Raw genomic sequence first — 17,599 nt, 5'->3', positions numbered from 1 at the left:
GCGGTGGCGATCGCCGCATGCGGTCCGGTGTTCCCGGCGAGGTCCTGGCGCGGTGAACTGTCCGGCTACGCCGTACCATCGGGCCGACGTGAGGGGGCCTGTGGACATCTCCGCATTACGTAATCCGTACGACTACCGCAATCCCGTACGGGACGCCGCCGTGTTCGCCGGGCGCGGCGACGAGGTGGCGGGCATCCGCTACGAGCTCGACCAGGCCGCCGTCGGCCGGCCGTCGGTCTGCGTGGTGCTGCACGGGCAGCGGATGGCGGGCAAGACCAGCCTGTTGAACGCCACCGAGTGGCTGGCCCGGGAGCGCGGGTTCGTGCCCGTGCGGCTGGAGCTGGTCGACGGGGACGGCGCGCCCGGGGTGTTCTTCCGCAAGCTGTACGAGGAGCTGGTCGTGGCGGTGGCCGCGGCCGGCGTGCCGGTGGACGTGGCCGAGGTGCGGCGGGTGATGGCCGGGGCGGCACAGGCCGGGCCGGGGGCGCTGCTGGAGTTCCCCGAGGCGGTCGCCCTGTTCGGGGACGAGGTCTCGCAGGCGGCGCTGCGCGCCGACCTGGCGACGTTCGTCCGGCTGCTCGGACGGCCGCTGGTGCTGCTGGTGGACGAGGCGCAGCTGGTGGCGGGGGACGTGCGGGTGCTGTCCGTGCTGCGGTTCCTGATGTCCCGGGTGGACGGGCTGGTGCTGGTGCTGGCGGGGACCTCGGAGCTGATCGGGCGGATCACCGAGGTGCACTCGCCGCTGCTGCGGCAGTTCAAGGAGATCGAGGTCAAGCGGTTCGTCGAGGTCGAGGACGTGCGCAACTGCGTGCTGCGGCCGCTGTACGCGCTCGGCGTGGACGACATCGACGAGAACGGCGCGGTGGCCGCGCTGATGTACCTCACCGACGGCAATCCGTACGAGATCCAGCTCTACTGCCACGAGATGTTCGCCCGCTGGCAGCGCGGCGAGGCACCGGGCATGCTGCTCACCTCCGACGTGCTCGACGGGATCCGGACCCGGCTGGAGTCCGGCCGGGACCTGGACCGGCCGCTGATCCGCGCGGTGCGCGCGATGGAGCGCACCGAGCTGATCGCGTTCAACGTGCTGGCCTCCGCGCTCGGCCACGCCACCGCCGACGAGGCCTGGTTCGCGTACTGCATGACCGCCGAGCCCGAGATCACCCGGGAGCGGTACGACCGGTGCCGGGCGGACCTGGTGGCGGCGGGGGTGCTCGCGCAGGGGGACGTCGTCCGGTTCGCGGTGGAGACCGAGCTGTTCGACGAGATGTACGTACGGCTGTGGACGGTGGGCCGGCTCGGGGACGGCGCCCACCCCCAGCTCGCGGGCCGGGGCACGGCCCGGGCGCTGCTGGTCAACCGGCTGCTGGCGTTGCTGGAGGAGCTGGCGACCCCGCCGCTGCGGATCTTCCCGACCTGCTGCCACGGGGTGGACCGCGGCCATGTCGACGCGGCGGTGCGGGCGTTGCGCGAACAGTGGCTCCAGGGGCCGGACGCCGCCCCGCACATCAACTTCCTGCACGCGGCGATCCTGTCGGCGGGGCAGCCGCGGGCGCTGGACCTGATCGCCGTGACCTGCTCGTTCGGCGCGCACAGCGTGCAGCGCTGGCTCTACGCGGCCGACCACGAAGGGGCCCGGCTCGGCACCGCCTTCCAGGCGGCGGCCGAGCGGATCGCCGGGCTCGGCGGCGAGCTGACCGCGGAGCGGGTGCGGATCCCGCTGGCGGACATCTGGCCGGCGACGGAGTGGTTCCGGTGGGCCACCGGGCCGCTGCGGGCCGAGCTGGCCGCCAACCACCTCCAGGCCGGGTACGCCGCGTACGACGCCGGGGACGTCCCGGCGGCCCGCGGCCACCTGAGGGAGTCCTTCGAGCTGGCGCCGGGCTGGGAGCAGGCCAACGACCTGGCGTACGTGTGCCTGGCCACCGGTGGTGCGTACGAGGCCCTGGAGTGGGCCGGGCGGGCGGTGGACCTGGCCGGCCAGGACCCCAAGGAGCGGGCGCTGAGCCGCTACAACCTGGCGATGGCCTGCCTGCTGACGGGCCGCCGGGCGGAGGCCCTGGACCATCTCGCCCGGGCCGCCGAGGACCTGAGCGCCCTGGCCGGCCAGGCACTGGGCGGCTTCACCGTGGACTATCTGCACCTCCCGGACCCGGACGCGCCGGAGGCCGTCCCGGCCCTGCGCGAGGAACAACACGTGGACGTGGTCGCCGCGATCCACCGCGCCCGCACCGTCCTGACCCCCAGCACTCCCGCAGGGCCGGCCACCTCCGCCCCCTCAGCGCCCGCCTCCGACCGCAGCGCCCCCGCAGGGCCGGCCGCCTCCGACCGGAGCACCGCCTCCTCAGGGGCGCGGGGAACTGCGCGCCCGGCCCCGTACGACCCGCAGCCGCACGACGGCTCCGGCCCCCACGGCGCAACGGCGCAGCCGCCACCCACCGGTGACGGCGGCGTGCCCGCGGGCGGCGGGGCGCCCGGGGACGGCCAGGGGCCCGGGGACGGCAGTCCCCGCCGCAGCCCCGTGGTGCTGGCGGTCGCCACCGAATGGTCCTCCGCCCACGGCGGCCTGAGCACCTTCAACCGCAACCTGTGCGCCGCCCTGGCCGCCGCCGGCGCCCAGGTGTACTGCGTGGTGCTGGCCGCCTCCGCCGAGGAGGCCGCGGCGGCCCGCGCGGTCGGGGTGACGCTGCTCCCGGCGCCGCGCCGGCCCGGCGAGTCGGACGCCATGCGGCTGAGCGCGCGGCCGCAGCTGCTGCCGGCGGGCACGGTGGTGGACCTGGTGGTGGGGCACAGCCGGATCACCGGGCCGGCCGCGCGCCGCCTGGCCGAGGACTTCTTCCCCAGGGCCCGCCGGCTGCACTTCGTGCACATGGCCCCGGACGAGATCGAGTGGTACAAGCCCGACCGGGAGCGGGGCGCGGCGGCGCGGGCCGCCGAACGCACCGGGCTGGAGCGGGCGCTGGGCCGCAGCGCCCACCGGGCGGTGGCCGTGGGGCCGCGGCTGCACGAGCTGTTCCTGCCCGAGTTCGCCGGCGTACCCGAGCCGCTGCGGGTGGACCCCGGCTTCGACCCCGGTCCGGGTGACCCCCGGCCGGCCGGCCCGTCCGAGGGGGAGGCCGGGCCGCGCACGCCGCCCGGCGGGCGGCTGCGGGTACTGCTGTTCGGGCGGGCGGAGGACGAGCGGCTCAAGGGGCTGGACCTGGCGGCGGCGGCCTGCGGCCAGGTCGCCACCTATCTCCGGGACGACGGTCTGCCGGCGTTCACCCTGGTGGTCCGCGGCGCTCCGGCGGACACCGCCGACGCCCAGCACTCGGCCCTGACCGAGCTGGCGGCGGAGACCGGCCTGAAGGTGGTGGTCCGGCCGTACTCGGCCGACCAGGAGGACATCGTGCACGACCTGGACGCCGCCAGCCTGGTCCTCGTACCGTCCCGGGCGGAGGGGTTCGGGCTGGTCGGCGTGGAGGCGATCGCGGCGGGCGTGCCGGTGCTGGTCAGCTCCGAGAGCGGGCTGGCCGACCTGCTGCGCCAGGTGCTCGACGTGGAGACGGCGGCCCGGTTCATCGTGCCGATGTCCGGCAACGTGGAGAAGGACGGCGACCGCTGGGCGCGGGCGGTGGACCGGGTGCTGCGCAACCGGGAGGGCGCGTTCCGCGAGGTGGCGGAGCTGCGGGCGTTCCTGGCGGGGCGGATCACCTGGGCCCGTGCGGCCCGTACCCTGCTCGCCGAGGTCCCCGGCCCGCCCCCGCCGCCGGACGCGGACGGGGTCGGGGAGCCGGGCGGGGCCCCGGCCGCGGGCGCCGGGGCGGCTACGGCTCCAGGCTGAGCTGGTAGTACGCCGCCCCGCGCTCGCGTACGTAGCCCAGGGCGGTGTTGACGGCCAGCATGGGCGCGTTCTCGTCGGCCACGGTGGTGGCGATCTGCCGCAGGGCGGGGTGGCCGGCGCGCGCCGTGGCGAGCATCCGGAGCTTGACCGCCCGGCCGAGGCGTCGCCCGCGGTGGGCCGGGACGACGACGGTGTCGTACTGGATCGCGCGGGCGGCGGCCGGGTCGGGGAACATGAGCTCGGTGTAGGCGGCGACCTCGCCGTCGGGGGTCATAGCGGCCACGGTGAGCAGTTCGCCGCCGCGGTCGAGGACGAGCTGCTGGACGGCCCGCAGTCGCTCCGGGGTCCAGGCGGGGGTGCGTTCCTCCAGTTCGCCGGCGGGCGCGTCCTCCATGGCGTCGTGGGCGACGGCCAGCGCCCGGGCGAGGTGGTCGGGGACCAGGCCGGACCAGGCGACGAGGGTGTAGCCGGGGGTGTCGGGGACGGTGACCGTGCCGGGGTCGGCCGGGACCTCCTGGACGTACCAGCCCATCGGGAGGGCGTTGGTGAAGCCGAGGGCGCGGGCGAAGGCCTCGCCGGGTCCGTCGGTGTCGATCATCGTGCCGACGGTGGTGCGGCCGTCCGCGAGGAGTGCGGCACGCACCCGCTCCCACAGCGCGGTACCGGTCCCGCGCCGGCGGGCCGCGGGCCGTACGGCGAGGACGTCGAGGTAGGCGGTGTGCCGGTTGCCCTCGTCGGAGAAGAGCAGCAGGGCCGCGACCCCGTCGGGGCAGGCCCAGCGGACGGCGCGCCCGCGGGCCGGGTCGACCTGGATCCGGCCGGCGACCTCCACCCGGGAGGGGGCGGGGAGCTGCGGCTGGTCGGTGGCCAGGGCGTCGGTCAGCACGGACCGCCAGGCGTCGACGTCGGCGTCGGTGGGGGTCGCGGGGAGCACGGTGATGTCCATGCTCCGGACACTAGTGCGGCCCGCCCGGCCGCCCCGTGCCTTTTCGGCGGTGGGGCGACCGGGCGGGCCGGACGGAGTGCGCATGGGGCGGCGCCGGCGTCGGCGCCGGGGGTCAGACGGCGGAGCCGGCCTTCCAGTCGGCCCAGCTCATGTTCCAGCCGTTGAGGCCGTTGTCGGGCTTGATCTGCTTGTCGGGCGAGTTGACCACGGTGACGACGTCGCCGATGAGGGAGTTGTCGTAGAACCAGGCGGCGGCCGTGTTCGGGTCGCCGGCGCCCTTGGTGTCGCTCAGGCCCACACAGCCGTGGCTGGTGTTGACGCTACCGAAGATCGACTTGGCGCCCCAGTAGTTGCCGTGGATGAAGGTGCCCGAGGTGGACAGCCGCATGGCGTGCGGGACGTCCTTGATGTCGTACTCGCCCTTGCCGTCGTTGTCGGTGAAGCCGACGGTGGCGCCGTTCATCCGGGTCTCCTTGAACTTCTCGGAGATCACCATCTGGCCGTTGTACGTCGGGTTCTCGGGCGAGCCCGCGGAGATCGGGATGGTCTTGAGGACCTGGCCGTCGCGGGTGACGGTCATCTTCTTGGTCTTGGCGTCGACGGTGGAGACCTGCGAGCGGCCGATCTTGAAGGTGACGGTCTTGTTCTGGACGCCGACGACGCCGGGAGCGCCCTGGACGCCGTCGAGCTTCATGGCCATGGTGACCGTGGAGTTGGCGTTCCAGTAGTTCTCGGGGCGGAAGTCCAGGCGCTGCTCGTTGAACCAGTGGCCGACGACCTCCTGACCGCTGCTGGAGGTCACGTTGATCGCCGACTGGACGGCCTTCTTGTCCTTGATCGGCTTGCTGAAGGTGATCGACACGGGCATGCCGACGCCGACGGTGGAGCCGTCCTCGGGCGTGAAGGAGCCGATGAAGCTGTTCTCGGGCGAGACGGTGGTGAACGAGGAGTTCTCGTGCGCCTCGCGGCCCGACGCGTCCTTGGCGGTGACCGACAGGGTGTACTTGGTGGAGCGCTTGAGGGCGGTGTCCGGCTTCCAGCTCTTGCCGTCCGCGGCTATCTTGCCCGGGACGCTGCCGCCCTCGGCGCTCTTGAGCTCGACCTGGGTCAGCGTGCCGTCGGTGACCTGCACGGTGGCCGCGTCGTTGAGGCCGACGTTGGTGGCGCCGTCCTTGGTGGCGACGGTGATCTTGGCCTTGGAGGCGTCCTTGGCCGCCGCCGCGTCGACGTCCGCCTGCGACTTGCTGCCGTCACCGCCCTTGGCCTTGTCGCCGTCGTCGCCGCCGCATCCCGCCAGCACCAGTACGCCGCCGAGCACGGCGGACGTGACCGCGAGGGCCCTCCTGCGCCGCCTGCTGTCCGTCCTCACACGCCACTCCATCGTTGCCGGGAACCCGGGGCTCCCGTCCCGGGCACGGTCCGGCAGGGGGCACGGCCCCCCGCCTCGACGTTGACAACGCGTGTACGCGGCGATTCGGTTCCACATCTTCTTCGGATGTGGGACACCCCACGGTCAGGCGCTGTCGTCCTCCTTTTCGTCGAAGACCCCATCTTCCTCGTCCAGCTCCCACTCCATGGACTCGGGGTCGTATTCGACCGATTCCGTGCTCCAGGAGGCCTGGGCGAGTTCGACTCCGGGCACGTCGACGATCAGATCGGTGGGGTCGACGAGGTAGGCCAGGGCCTCGGAGTCGTCCTCGCGCACGGCCGCCTCGGCGTGGGCGCGCTCCTCCTGCGGCATGAACTCGTCCGCCGCGATGCGCTCCAGGGCGGCTCCGGTGAGTGCGTCGGCCTCCTGGACCTCCAGCACCAAATCCACCCGAAGTCGTACGTACCGTGATGTCTCGTCAGCGTTCATACGACGGAGAGTAAGGGTGAACCGGTCCCTGCTTTCCCGCGACCCGCCCCTTTCCCTTAGCATCGGCGCACACGGCCAATTCGCTGCTGCCACAAGGGGGATCGCACCGTGTCCGGACGCCGACCGCTGCTCACCGCACTCGGAGCGACCACCCTCCTCGGCGCCCTGTGGTTCGTCCCCTCGGCCAATGCCACCGCGCCCGCGCCCGCCCCGGCGTCCGGCGGGGCGCCCGTCGCGGCGGACGCGGTGGGTGTCGCGAGCGCCCCGCAGACCGCCGGGGCGACCACCGGGACGCAGCTCACACTTGCCGACACCGGCGGGGTGGACACCACTCCCTACGTCCTGGGCGGCACGGTCTGCCTCGGCATCGGGGCCGGCTTCGTGGTCTTCTCGGCCCGCCGGGCGCGCAGCCTGTAGGACACGCCGCAGGGCCGCACCCGGTTCCGGGTGCGGCCCTGCGTCACGTTCGCCGGGCGTTCGGCCGGGCTTCCGTATCCGTTCCGGTCGCCTCGCGTGGATCAGGCGAGCGGCCCGGTGACCGGCTCCACCGCGTCGACGAGAGCACCCGAACGGATGAACGCGTCGGCGGCGGCCAGGTCGGGGGCCAGGAACCGGTCCGGGCCGGGGCCCTGCACGCCCGCCGCGCGGGCGGCGTCGATGGCGGCCCGGCTGGCCGGGGCCGGGACCAGCCCGGTGCGCAGCTCGATCGCGCGGGTGGCGGCGTAGAGCTCGATGGCGACGATCCGGGTCAGGTTGTCGATCGCCGTGCGCAGCTTGCGGGCGGCGGACCAGCCCATGGAGACGTGGTCCTCCTGCATGGCCGAGGACGGGATGGAGTCGGCCGAGGCCGGCACGGCCAGCCGCTTCATCTCGCTGACCAGCGCGGCCTGCGTGTACTGGGCGATCATCAGACCGGAGTCGACGCCCGCGTCGTCGGCGAGGAACGGCGGCAGGCCGTGGCTGCGGTTCTTGTCCAGCAGCCGGTCGGTGCGGCGCTCGGCGATGGAGCCGAGGTCGGCGGCGGCGATGGCGAGGAAGTCCAGGACGTAGGCGACGGGCGCACCGTGGAAGTTGCCGTTGGACTCCACCCGTCCTCCCCCAGAGCCGTCGGCCTGGGAGGTGCCCCCAGGCAGCACGACGGGGTTGTCGACGGCGGAGGCCAGCTCGCGGGAGGCGACGAGCGCGGCGTGCGCGAGGGTGTCGCGGCCGGCACCGGCCACCTGGGGCGCGCAGCGGATGGAGTAGGCGTCCTGCACCCGCGGGGAGTCGTCCTGGTGGTGCCCGGTCAGGCCGGAGCCCTTCAGCACCGCGGCCATGTTGGCGGCGGAGGCGCCCTGGCCGGGGTGCGGGCGGATGGCGTGCAGCTCGGGGGCGAGCACCTTGTCCGTGCCGAGCAGCGCCTCCAGCGAGAGGGCGGCGGTGATGTCGGCGGAGGTGTACAGGCGCTGGAGGTCGGCGATGGCCATGACCAGCATGCCGAGCATGCCGTCGGTGCCGTTGAGGAGGGCCAGGCCCTCCTTCTCACGCAGCTCCACCGGGGCGATGCCGTGCTCGGCGAGCAGCTCGCCGGCCGGTCGCACCGTGCCGTCGGGGCCCTCGGCGTCGCCCTCGCCCATCAGCGCGAGCGCGCAGTGCGACAGCGGGGCGAGGTCGCCGGAGCAGCCCAGGGAGCCGTACTCGTGGACGACCGGCGTGATGCCCGCGTTGAGCAGGTCGGCCATGGTCTGCGCCACCTCGGGGCGGACCCCGGTGTGGCCGGAGGCGACCGTCTTCAGGCGCAGGAACATCAGGGCGCGCACGACCTCGCGCTCGACGCGCGGGCCCATGCCCGCGGCGTGCGAGCGGACGATGTTGCGCTGGAGCTGGGCGCGCAGCTCGTGCGAGATGTGGCGGGTCGCCAGGGCACCGAAGCCGGTGGACACCCCGTAGACGGGTTCGGGCTTGGCGGCCAGCGCATCCACGATCTCGCGGGCGCGGGCGAGAGCGTCGAACGCCTCTGCGGACAGCTCGACCCGTGCGTTGCCGCGGGCGACGGCGATGACGTCCTCGGCGGTGGTCCCGGACGTCCCCACCACGACAGTGTGCATATCCATATTCAGCACCCTACGGACTGAATCCCTTCATGTCACTAGGGGGAATTCGCGGGGTCCGTCACGTGGTGCCCGCCGGGGTGATCCTCGGGCCGGCCGCCGGGGCCGCCCTCGCCGGTGCCCCGGCCGCGGAAGCGGCGGCGTTCGCCCGTGCCGGGCTGGGGGGCGTCCGCCAGGCGCACCACGGCGGTGTCCCGGCCGGCGACCACCGGCCCGGGCGAGCGGGCGGCCTTCGCCTTGTACTGGGCGGCGTCGGCCAGCCGGAACAGCCGGCGGGAGGACTTCACGGTGCCGATGTCGTCGCCGGTGGAGGCGACCCCGCAGGCCACCCCGTCGCCCAGTTCCAGCCCGGCCGCCCGGGTACACAGCTCCTCGGTCACCCGCACCACCTCGTCGGCCGACGGGCCCACGCTGAGCAGGCAGAACTCGTCCCCGCCGAGGCGGGCGGCCAGGGCCCCGGGCAGCATCGCGCCGCACCGGCTGAGCACCGAGCCGAAGCGTTCCAGGAGGCGGTCGCCGGTGGCGTGGCCGAGGGTGTCGTTGACCCGTTTGAGCCCGTTGAGGTCGCAGACGACCAGGCTCACCACCGCGCCCGTGGCCCGGTGCTCCTCCAGGGCCTCGTCGAGGCGGACGTCGACGGCGCGGCGGTTGGCCAGGCCCGTGAGCGGATCGGTGAAGGCCAGCCGGCGGGCCTCGGCCAGCCGCTCGTTCTGCGCGAGGCCGGCAGCCACGACGGCGCCGAGGACGGCGGCGAACTCCGCGTCCTCCTCGTCGAAGTCGGGCAGGCCCTCGTCCCGGGCGACGTAGAGCTCGCCCCAGGCCCGTCCGCTGAGCACCAGCGGCGCGACGACACAGGTGCCGCGGCCGCGCCGGCGCAGGGTCTCGCCGCGCCGCCCCGGGCGGGCGTCGCCGACGCTCTCCACCCAGGCGTGCGGGCCGCCCCCGCCGACCCACAGCTCGTGCAGGAACTCGGTGATCTCGGGGAAGTCGTGCACCGGATAGGACTCGTCGGCGGGGAACTCCTCCTCGCCGGCCCGCCGCTCACCCTCGTTGACGAGCACCCGCAGCCGCCCGTGCTCGCGCTCCCAGGCGGAGATCGCGGCGAACGACCCGTCCATGGCCCTGCGCGCCCCCCGGGCGGCCGCCCGCACGCTCTCCTGCGGGGTGCGGGCCGCCGCCATGGCCTGCGCGAGGCTCACCACGGCGCGCAGCCGCCCATCGAGTCCCATCACCCAAGATTAGGCATATTTGCCCGATCTGGTGATGTTTTGATGCTGCTGCCGGGCTACCCCAGCGGCGCCCGCGCGCCGCCCCCGCGCCGCCCCTCGCCGTGCCCCGCGCCAGGTGCGGCTACTGCCCCGGCCAGTTCGGGCGGCGCTTGTCGTTGAAGGCGGCCACGCCTTCCGCGCGGTCGCCGGAGAAGGCCACCGTGCGCCAGGCCGCGTCCTCGATCTCCAGGCCGGCCGCCAGGTCCATGCCGTGGCCCAGCCGCAGGGCGCGCTTGGCCGCACGCAGGCCCACCGGGGAGTTGGCCGCCATCCGGCCGGCCAGCGCCAGGGCCTCGTCGCGGGCCCGGCCGGCCTCGACCACCTGGTCGACCAGGCCCAGCGACAGGGCCTCGGCCGCCTCGACCCGGCGGGCGGTGAAGATCAGCTCGGCGGCGCGGGCCGCGCCCACCCGGCGCGGCAGGAGCTGGGTGCCGCCCCCGCCCGGGATCACCCCGACCGAGACCTCCGGCAGGCCGACCACCGCGGTCGCGTCCGCCACGATCACGTCGCAGGACAGCGCCAGCTCGAAGCCGCCGCCCAGGGCGAAGCCGTGCACCGCCGCGATCGTCGGCATCGGCAGCTCCAGCACCCCGCCGTACGCGCCGCGGGTGGTCGGCCGCTGCCGCACCAGTTCGGCGTCGGTCAGCGAGTTGCGCTCCTTGAGGTCGGCGCCCACGCAGAAGGCCCGTTCGGCGGTCGAGGTCAGCACCACGACCCGGGCGGCCGGGTCGGCCGACAGCGCGGCGCAGGCCGCGCCGATCGAACGGGCCATCGCGGTCGAGACGGCGTTCATGGCCTTGGGCCGGTCCAGGGCCAGTTCGACGACCCCGTCCGCCCCGTGCCGGCGGACCGCGACGAACTCCCCGAAACGCTCTTCGGACGACTCGGACGACCCGGACGACTGCGACGACTCGGACGACATGCGAGGACCTCCCCGGTTAACGAGCGTTATCGCTCCACTACCCGGGGATCTTAGGCGTCCGGCGCGTCAGCAACCAGGGCTCCACGACCCCCAGACCGCGCACGGGCCGCTGCCACATCGGCTGGAGCGCGAACCGGTACGGCACGCCCTCCTCGGCCTGCTTCTCCGACACCGGGGCGTCCCCGGTCCGGGCCAGCTCCTCCGCCAGCGCGCCGTCGACCAGGGCCGCGTCCTTCGGCGCTATGGACGTCAGCCGGCTGGCCAGGTTCACGGTCGTGCCGAAGACGTCGCCCATCCGGGTCGTCACGGTGCCGAAGGCCATGCCGACGCGCAGCTCCGGCATCTGCGGATCGGCCTCCATCGTCTCGATCAGCCGCAGCGCGATCTCCGCCGCCGTACCGGCGTCGTCGGCGACGAACAGCACCTCGTCGCCCAGCGTCTTGATCAGCCGGCCGCCGTGCGCGGCGACCAGGTCCGCCGCCGTGGTCTCGAAGGACTCGACCAGCTCGCCGAGCTCCTCCTCCTCCAGCCGCCGGGTCAGCCGGGTGAAGCCCACCAGGTCCGCGAAGCCCACGGCCAGGCGCCGGTCGACCATCTCCTCGTCGTCGGCCGCCTGCACCACCCGTCCGGTGGCGGCGGCCAGCTGCCGCCGCCAGACGTAGACGAGGAACTCCTCCAGCTCCGGCAGGAGCAGCTCGACCAGCGGGTACGTGACCTCCGTACGGGTCATGCCGGGCTCGGGCGGCTCGGTCAGCCCCTCCAGGAAGGAATCGATCTGCCACTCCGCCAGCCGTGCGGTGGTCTGCCCGGTGGACCGGGCCACCTGCACCGCCATCGGCTCGCTCAGCAGCCCCGCCTCGACCAGCCCCGCCAGCCGGCGCAGCGCCAGCACGTCCGCCTCGGTCAGGGCCTTGGCCTGGCCGATGTCCGCGAAGCCCATGGCCCGCCAGAACCGGGAGGCCAGCTCCATGGAGACCCCGGCGCTACGGGCCGCCTGGAACGGGGTGTACCGGCGCTCTGCGCCCAGGATCAGCTGCTCCAGCCGGATGGCGAGCGGGTCCGCCGTCGGCTGGGCCGTGTGGTCGACCTCGTGGTGCGGGGTGTGCTCGTCACGTCCGATGGGCTTGCTCGGCCCGGAGCCGTGGGCAGCCCCGGGGGACGGGTCGTCGACGGTCAAGGGCCGCCTCCTGTCCATTCCGTGCGCACTGCCCTGGCGAACCGGGTGATCACCGGCGGAGACCGGGATCGCCTAAACCATACGGCAGGTGTGCCGTAGCTCACTCCCTGGTCCCCGGCGCCGCTCCCCCGCGGGGCGGGGCCGGGGGCCGGTCCGGCCCCCGCCCGGGCCTACCGGACCGACCGCAGGTGCACCACGTCGCCCGCGCCGACGGCCTCGCGCGTCTCGTCCGCCGTCCGGACGACCAGCCGCCCCTCCGCGTCCACGGCCTCCGCGGTGCCGGTCACCTCGCGCCCGCCGGGCAGCTCGGCCCGGACGTGCCGGCCCAGCGTGGCGCAGCCGGCGGCGTAGGTCTCCTGCAGCCCGCTGGCCGCCGGGTCGCCGCCGGCCGCCCGCCAGCCGCCGTACCACTGCTCCAGCGAGCGCAGCACGGCCCGCAGCAGCGGGTCCCGGTCGGTCACGGCGGCCTTGGCCAGCAGCAGCGACCCGGCGGCGGGCACCGGCAGCTCGTCCTCCGTGAGGCTGACGTTCAGCCCGATGCCCAGCACCAGGCCTTCGGCCGTCCGCTCGGCGAGGATGCCGCCGGTCTTGCGCTCCTCACCGTCCACGGTCACCAGCAGGTCGTTGGGCCACTTGAGTGCCGTGTCCACCCCTGCCGCCCGCGACAGGCCGGTGGCGGTCGCCACGCCGGCGAGCAGGGTCAGCCAGCCCCAGCGCTCCTCGGGCACCTGCGGGCCGGGCTTGAGCAGGACGGAGAAGAACAGCCCGGACCGGGCCGGGGCCACCCAGCTGCGGTCCAGCCGGCCCTTGCCGGCGGTCTGCTCCTCGGCGACGAGCACCGCGCCCTCGGGCAGCTCCCCGGCCCGGGCCGCGAGGTCGGTGTTGGTGGAACCGGTGGACTGCACGACCTCCAGCGAGGTCCACAGGCTGTCCGGGGTGACCAGCGCCCGCTGGAGCGAGGTGGCGTTGAGCGGCGGCCGGTCGAGGTTCGACCAGCGCCCGGCGGAAGGAACGTTCGGCGTCATGCAAGGCAGAGTAGGTGTGTCAAACGCCGCACTGCCGCACGCCATGCCCGCCGATACGCTACGCACCAGTAGCCAGCAGTAGTCAATCAATTGACCAGGCAGTTGACACCACTCAGGGAGCCGCGACCCCGATGTCACAACCCTCAGACCCGATCGACATCCACACCACCGCGGGCAAGCTCGCCGATCTGCAGCGACGCATCGACGAGGCCACCCACGCCGGCTCCGCGAGGGCGGTGGAGAAGCAGCACGCCAAGGGCAAGCTCACGGCCCGCGAACGGGTGGCCCTGCTGCTGGACGAGGGCTCGTTCACCGAGCTGGACGAGTTCGCCCGGCACCGTTCCACCGACTTCGGCATGGAGCACAACCGCCCGTACGGCGACGGCGTGGTGACCGGCTACGGCACCGTCGACGGCCGCCCGGTGGCGGTGTTCTCGCAGGACTTCACCGTCCTGGGCGGCTCGCTCGGCGAGGTCTTCGGCCAGAAGATCATGAAGGTCATGGACTTCGCGCTGAAGACCGGCTGCCCGGTCGTCGGCATCAACGACTCCGGCGGCGCCCGGATCCAGGAGGGCGTCATGGCCCTCGGCATGTACGGCGAGATCTTCCGGCGCAACGTGCACGCGTCCGGCGTGGTCCCGCAGATCTCGCTGATCGTCGGCCCGTGTGCGGGCGGCGCCGTCTACTCCCCGGCGATCACCGACTTCACCGTGATGGTCGACCAGACCTCGCACATGTTCATCACCGGCCCGGACGTCATCAAGACCGTCACCGGCGAGGACGTGGGCTTCGAGGAGCTCGGCGGCGCGCGCACCCACAACAGCACCTCGGGCGTGGCGCACCACATGGCGGGCGACGAGAAGGACGCCATCGAGTACGTCAAGTCGCTGCTGTCCTACCTGCCGTCGAACAACCTCTCCGAGCCGCCGGCCTTCCCCGAGGAGGCCGACACCGAGGTCTCCGACGCCGACGCCGAGCTGGACGTGCTGATCCCGGACAGCGCCAACCAGCCGTACGACATGCACACCGTCATCGAGCACGTGCTCGACGAGGGCGAGTTCCTGGAGACCCAGGCGCTGTTCGCCCCGAACATCCTCACCGGCTTCGGCCGGGTCGAGGGGCACCCGGTGGGCATCGTCGCCAACCAGCCGATGCAGTTCGCCGGCTGTCTGGACATCAACGCCAGCGAGAAGGCCGCCCGGTTCGTCCGCACCTGCGACGCCTTCAACATCCCGGTGCTCACCTTCGTCGACGTCCCGGGCTTCCTGCCGGGCACCGACCAGGAGTACAACGGAATCATCCGGCGCGGCGCCAAGCTCATCTACGCCTACGCCGAGGCCACCGTCCCCCTGATCACCGTCATCACCCGCAAGGCGTTCGGCGGCGCGTACGACGTCATGGGCTCCAAGCACCTGGGCGCGGACCTCAACCTGGCCTGGCCCACCGCCCAGATCGCCGTCATGGGCGCGCAGGGCGCGGTCAACATCCTGCACCGCCGGGCCATCGCCGAGGCCGAGGACGTCGAGGCGACCCGGGCGCGGCTGATCACCGAGTACGAGGACACCCTCCTCAACCCGTACGTGGCCGCCGAGCGCGGGTACGTGGACGCGGTGGTCATGCCGTCCCAGACCCGGGCGCAGATCGTCAAGGGCCTGCGCCAGCTGCGCACCAAGCGCGAGGCCCTGCCCCCGAAGAAGCACGGCAACATCCCGCTGTAGGAGGTTCGACGTGATCAAGGTCGTCAAGGGCAACCCGACCCCGGAGGAGCTTGCCGCCGCCCTGGCGGTGGTCCGGGCGCGCGCGGCGGTGCTGGCCTCGGCACCGTCGGGCGCGACCCCGGTGGCGGACGCCTGGTCGGACCCGGCCCGGGTGGCGCGGCGGCACACGCCGCGGCCGGGGCCGGGGGCGTGGGGCCGGACGTACTGGCCGGCGTGAGCCGGTCCGCGCGACCCCTGCCCGGGTGACGCCCGGGCCTGCGCCCGGTGGCGCCTGAGTACCCGTACTCAGGCGCCACCGGGCTGCTGCGGGCCAGGATCGGGACATGCTCTGGTCCGACCCGAAGAACGAGCCGCCCAAGGACATGCGCGACGCCCAGGCGATGTTCCGCCGCATGCTGGTGGTGCTCGCCGTGGCCACCCTCGTGATGGTCTACGTCCTCGGCGTCGGCGACCTGCGCTGAGGCCGGGCCGACCCTGGTCCGCCGGGCAGGCCGGAGGCCCTGGGACGGGTCCGGCGGCGGCCCCTACGATAACCGCATGACTGCTGCACCCCGCTCCCTGGTCCTCGCCTCCGCCTCACCCGCCCGGCTCAACCTGCTGCGCCAGGCGGGTCTCACGCCGCACGTGATCGTCAGCGGCTTCGACGAGGACTCCGTCACCGCCGACAGCCCGGCCGAGCTGGCGCTGGCCCTGGCGGAGGCCAAGGCGGGCGTGGTGGCCCGGCTGGAGGAGGCGGCCGGGGCGCTGGTCGTCGGCTGCGACTCGGTGCTGGAGCTGGACGGCGAGGCGCTGGGCAAGCCGGCCGACGCCGAGGAGGCCACCGCGCGCTGGAAGGCCATGCGCGGGCGGTCCGGGGTGCTGCGCACCGGGCACTGCGTCGTCGACACCACCACGGGCCGTCAGGTCTCGGCGACGGCGTCCACCACGGTGCGGTTCGGCGAGGTGACCGACGCCGAGATCGCCGCCTACGTCGCCAGCGGTGAGCCGCTGCACGTGGCCGGTGCGTTCACGCTGGACGGCCTGTCGGCGCCGTTCGTGGACGGCATCGACGGCTGCGCGGGCAATGTCATCGGGCTGTCGATGCCGCTGCTGCGCTCCCTGCTGGGCGAACTGGGTGTGTCGGTCACGGACTTGTGGGCGTGACCGGCGCGGTCGGCCCGAGCGTGCCCGCACCGGGGCCCGCGGGGGCGGGCCCGGGGGCCGGCTGCGCGCCCTCCTGGCGACCGTAGAGCACCAGGAACAGCACCAGCAGGCACAGGACGGCCGTCAGCACGGCGAAGGCGCCCCAGCCGACCAGGGCGGCCACCAGGGCGCTCAGGACGCCGTTGGTGACGGCCGCGCCGATCAGCAGGGCGCGGGCGAGGCGGCCGGGGGCGCGGTCGCGGACCGCGGCGACGGCGAGCAGGACGGCGCACAGGACGAGGAACGCGCCGAGGCCGGCCCCGAGACCATAGGTTGCCTTGGACATGGCATCCGGATCACTGCCGGCGATCGACATGGACTGCCCGGCCGTGGTCCTGCCCAGCACCAGATGGACGACGACGACCGCCGCCGCCTCCACGACGAGCACGACCGCGGCCACCCCGGCCACGACTCTTCGCAACACGCCGCCCCACCCCCTCCACAAGCCTGTTCGAGCCTTGGACGCCACGGAGGCTACTGAGCGGTAAACAGGGCGGCAAGGGGTACGGCAGACGGCTGTCCGGCAAAGAATGACTGCGCCGTTCGTAGGGACTCCACAAAGAATCGCCGCAGGCGGCTGACCGGGCTGACAGAGACCCAGGTCCCACGGCAGGGTTACTGTGCAGTTGGGGAAACCCCTGACCTGGGGCGCCACAAGGGATTTTGGAACTCGTAAGAGCCTCGAATCACCCTGTGTGTGGGCAAGCTCACCTCTGGAGACGGGTCGAAAGGCCGTGTCGGCTGTCCCTAAACTCAGCTTGTTTCAAGGAGGGAGCCATCGTGCGCAAGGTGCTCATCGCCAACCGTGGCGAAATCGCTGTCCGCGTTGCTCGGGCCTGCCGGGATGCCGGGATCGCGAGCGTAGCCGTCTACGCCGATCCGGACCGGGACGCCCTGCACGTCCGCGCGGCCGACGAAGCTTTCGCGTTGGGCGGTGACACCCCGGCCACCAGCTACCTGGACATCGCGAAGGTCCTGCAGGCCGCCGCCGATTCCGGCGCGGACGCCGTCCACCCCGGATACGGCTTCCTGTCCGAGAACGCCGAGTTCGCCCAGGCCGTCCTGGACGCCGGCCTGACCTGGATCGGCCCGCCCCCGCACGCGATCCGCGACCTCGGCGACAAGGTCGCCGCCCGCCACATCGCCCAGCGCGCCGGCGCCCCCCTGGTCGCCGGCACCCCCGACCCGGTCTCCGGCGCCGACGAGGTCGTCGCCTTCGCCCGGGAACACGGCCTGCCGATCGCGATCAAGGCCGCGTTCGGTGGTGGCGGCCGCGGCCTGAAGGTCGCCCGCACGCTGGAGGAGGTGCCCGAGCTCTACGACTCCGCCGTCCGCGAGGCCGTGGCCGCCTTCGGCCGTGGCGAGTGCTTCGTCGAGCGCTACCTCGACAAGCCCCGCCACGTCGAGACCCAGTGTCTGGCCGACACCCACGGCAACGTCGTCGTGGTCTCCACCCGCGACTGCTCCCTGCAGCGCCGCCACCAGAAGCTCGTGGAGGAGGCCCCCGCACCGTTCCTCTCCCCGGAGCAGAACGCCCAGCTCTACGCCGCCTCGAAGGCCATCCTGAAGGAGGCCGGCTACGTCGGCGCC

At 73.7% G+C, this 17,599-nt stretch carries 16 protein-coding genes; 7 read left to right on the top strand and 9 right to left on the bottom strand.

The genetic code is table 11. From position 1 onward, the window contains the following. Nucleotides 1-88 precede the first annotated feature (88 nt). Nucleotides 89-3,823 (top strand): glycosyltransferase, encoded by a 3,735-nt coding sequence (locus EF918_RS07140; protein ID WP_185921627.1) that lies wholly within the window; start codon nt 89-91, stop codon nt 3,821-3,823. Here EF918_RS07140 and EF918_RS07135 read toward each other — a convergent pair. The 3 genes from EF918_RS07135 to EF918_RS07125 all read right to left on the bottom strand — a co-directional run bounded on the left by EF918_RS07135 (nt 3,807) and on the right by EF918_RS07125 (nt 6,627). Continuing rightward, the gene (locus tag EF918_RS07135; protein ID WP_185921626.1) at nt 3,807-4,769 is read right to left on the bottom strand and encodes a GNAT family N-acetyltransferase; all 963 of its coding nucleotides are present in this window, start codon (nt 4,767-4,769) and stop codon (nt 3,807-3,809) included. The two genes, EF918_RS07140 and EF918_RS07135, sit on opposite strands and share 17 nt — an antisense overlap. A gap of 112 nt (nt 4,770-4,881) precedes the next feature. Next, complete coding sequence (locus EF918_RS07130) at nt 4,882-6,150, bottom strand: Ig-like domain-containing protein (RefSeq protein ID WP_125642501.1); 1,269 nt, start codon at nt 6,148-6,150, stop codon at nt 4,882-4,884. A 132-nt stretch (nt 6,151-6,282) separates the two neighbouring features. Then, nucleotides 6,283-6,627, bottom strand: coding sequence for a hypothetical protein (locus tag EF918_RS07125; RefSeq protein ID WP_125642498.1), 345 nt, complete (start codon nt 6,625-6,627; stop codon nt 6,283-6,285). Between the two features lie 108 nt (nt 6,628-6,735). Here EF918_RS07125 and EF918_RS07120 point away from each other — a divergent pair, with 108 nt between their 5' ends. Continuing rightward, on the top strand, nt 6,736-7,044 hold the full coding sequence (locus EF918_RS07120) for a hypothetical protein (protein ID WP_185921625.1): 309 nt from the start codon (nt 6,736-6,738) through the stop codon (nt 7,042-7,044). 101 nt (nt 7,045-7,145) lie between these two features. Here the strand turns inward: EF918_RS07120 and hutH are convergent, their stop codons facing one another. From hutH to EF918_RS07095, 5 genes are all read right to left on the bottom strand, one after another. After that, nucleotides 7,146-8,714: a histidine ammonia-lyase gene (gene hutH, locus EF918_RS07115; protein WP_125642576.1), complete on the bottom strand. Its 1,569-nt coding sequence runs from the start codon at nt 8,712-8,714 to the stop codon at nt 7,146-7,148. Between the two features lie 41 nt (nt 8,715-8,755). Continuing rightward, nucleotides 8,756-9,946 (bottom strand): GGDEF domain-containing protein, encoded by a 1,191-nt coding sequence (locus EF918_RS07110; RefSeq protein ID WP_125642495.1) that lies wholly within the window; start codon nt 9,944-9,946, stop codon nt 8,756-8,758. Between the two features lie 121 nt (nt 9,947-10,067). Beyond that, nucleotides 10,068-10,907: an enoyl-CoA hydratase/isomerase family protein gene (locus EF918_RS07105; RefSeq protein WP_125642492.1), complete on the bottom strand. Its 840-nt coding sequence runs from the start codon at nt 10,905-10,907 to the stop codon at nt 10,068-10,070. A gap of 37 nt (nt 10,908-10,944) precedes the next feature. Continuing rightward, nucleotides 10,945-12,084 (bottom strand): adenylate/guanylate cyclase domain-containing protein, encoded by a 1,140-nt coding sequence (locus EF918_RS07100; protein ID WP_125642489.1) that lies wholly within the window; start codon nt 12,082-12,084, stop codon nt 10,945-10,947. A gap of 170 nt (nt 12,085-12,254) precedes the next feature. Beyond that, nucleotides 12,255-13,109 (bottom strand): biotin--[acetyl-CoA-carboxylase] ligase, encoded by an 855-nt coding sequence (locus EF918_RS07095; RefSeq protein ID WP_125642486.1) that lies wholly within the window; start codon nt 13,107-13,109, stop codon nt 12,255-12,257. A 131-nt stretch (nt 13,110-13,240) separates the two neighbouring features. On the opposite strand from EF918_RS07095, the gene EF918_RS07090 reads away from it, so the two are divergent. From EF918_RS07090 to EF918_RS07080, 4 genes are all read left to right on the top strand, one after another. Further along, a complete protein-coding gene (locus EF918_RS07090) occupies nt 13,241-14,827 on the top strand; it encodes an acyl-CoA carboxylase subunit beta (protein WP_125642482.1) in 1,587 nt (528 codons plus the stop codon). A gap of 10 nt (nt 14,828-14,837) precedes the next feature. Next, nucleotides 14,838-15,044, top strand: a complete 207-nt coding sequence (locus EF918_RS07085) for an acyl-CoA carboxylase subunit epsilon (RefSeq protein ID WP_125642478.1) — start codon at nt 14,838-14,840, stop codon at nt 15,042-15,044. Between the two features lie 106 nt (nt 15,045-15,150). Beyond that, on the top strand, nt 15,151-15,288 hold the full coding sequence (gene mmpB, locus EF918_RS36790; RefSeq protein ID WP_185921623.1) for a morphogenic membrane protein MmpB: 138 nt from the start codon (nt 15,151-15,153) through the stop codon (nt 15,286-15,288). A 76-nt stretch (nt 15,289-15,364) separates the two neighbouring features. Continuing rightward, nucleotides 15,365-15,970: a nucleoside triphosphate pyrophosphatase gene (locus EF918_RS07080; protein ID WP_125642475.1), complete on the top strand. Its 606-nt coding sequence runs from the start codon at nt 15,365-15,367 to the stop codon at nt 15,968-15,970. On the opposite strand, the gene EF918_RS07075 is transcribed toward EF918_RS07080, so the two are convergent. After that, nucleotides 15,951-16,433 (bottom strand): hypothetical protein, encoded by a 483-nt coding sequence (locus EF918_RS07075; protein ID WP_185921622.1) that lies wholly within the window; start codon nt 16,431-16,433, stop codon nt 15,951-15,953. The two genes, EF918_RS07080 and EF918_RS07075, sit on opposite strands and share 20 nt — an antisense overlap. 356 nt (nt 16,434-16,789) lie before the next feature. On the opposite strand from EF918_RS07075, the gene EF918_RS07070 reads away from it, so the two are divergent. After that, on the top strand, nt 16,790-17,599 hold an 810-nt coding region (locus EF918_RS07070), incomplete at its 3' end, for a biotin carboxylase N-terminal domain-containing protein (protein WP_312847815.1).

Origin of the sequence: Streptomyces sp. WAC06614, assembly GCF_003949795.1 — a bacterium.
Classification (GTDB): Bacteria; Actinomycetota; Actinomycetes; order Streptomycetales; family Streptomycetaceae; genus Streptomyces.
The sequence above is the reverse complement of the archived record's forward strand: the minus strand, read 5'-3'. Positions and strand labels throughout refer to the sequence as shown.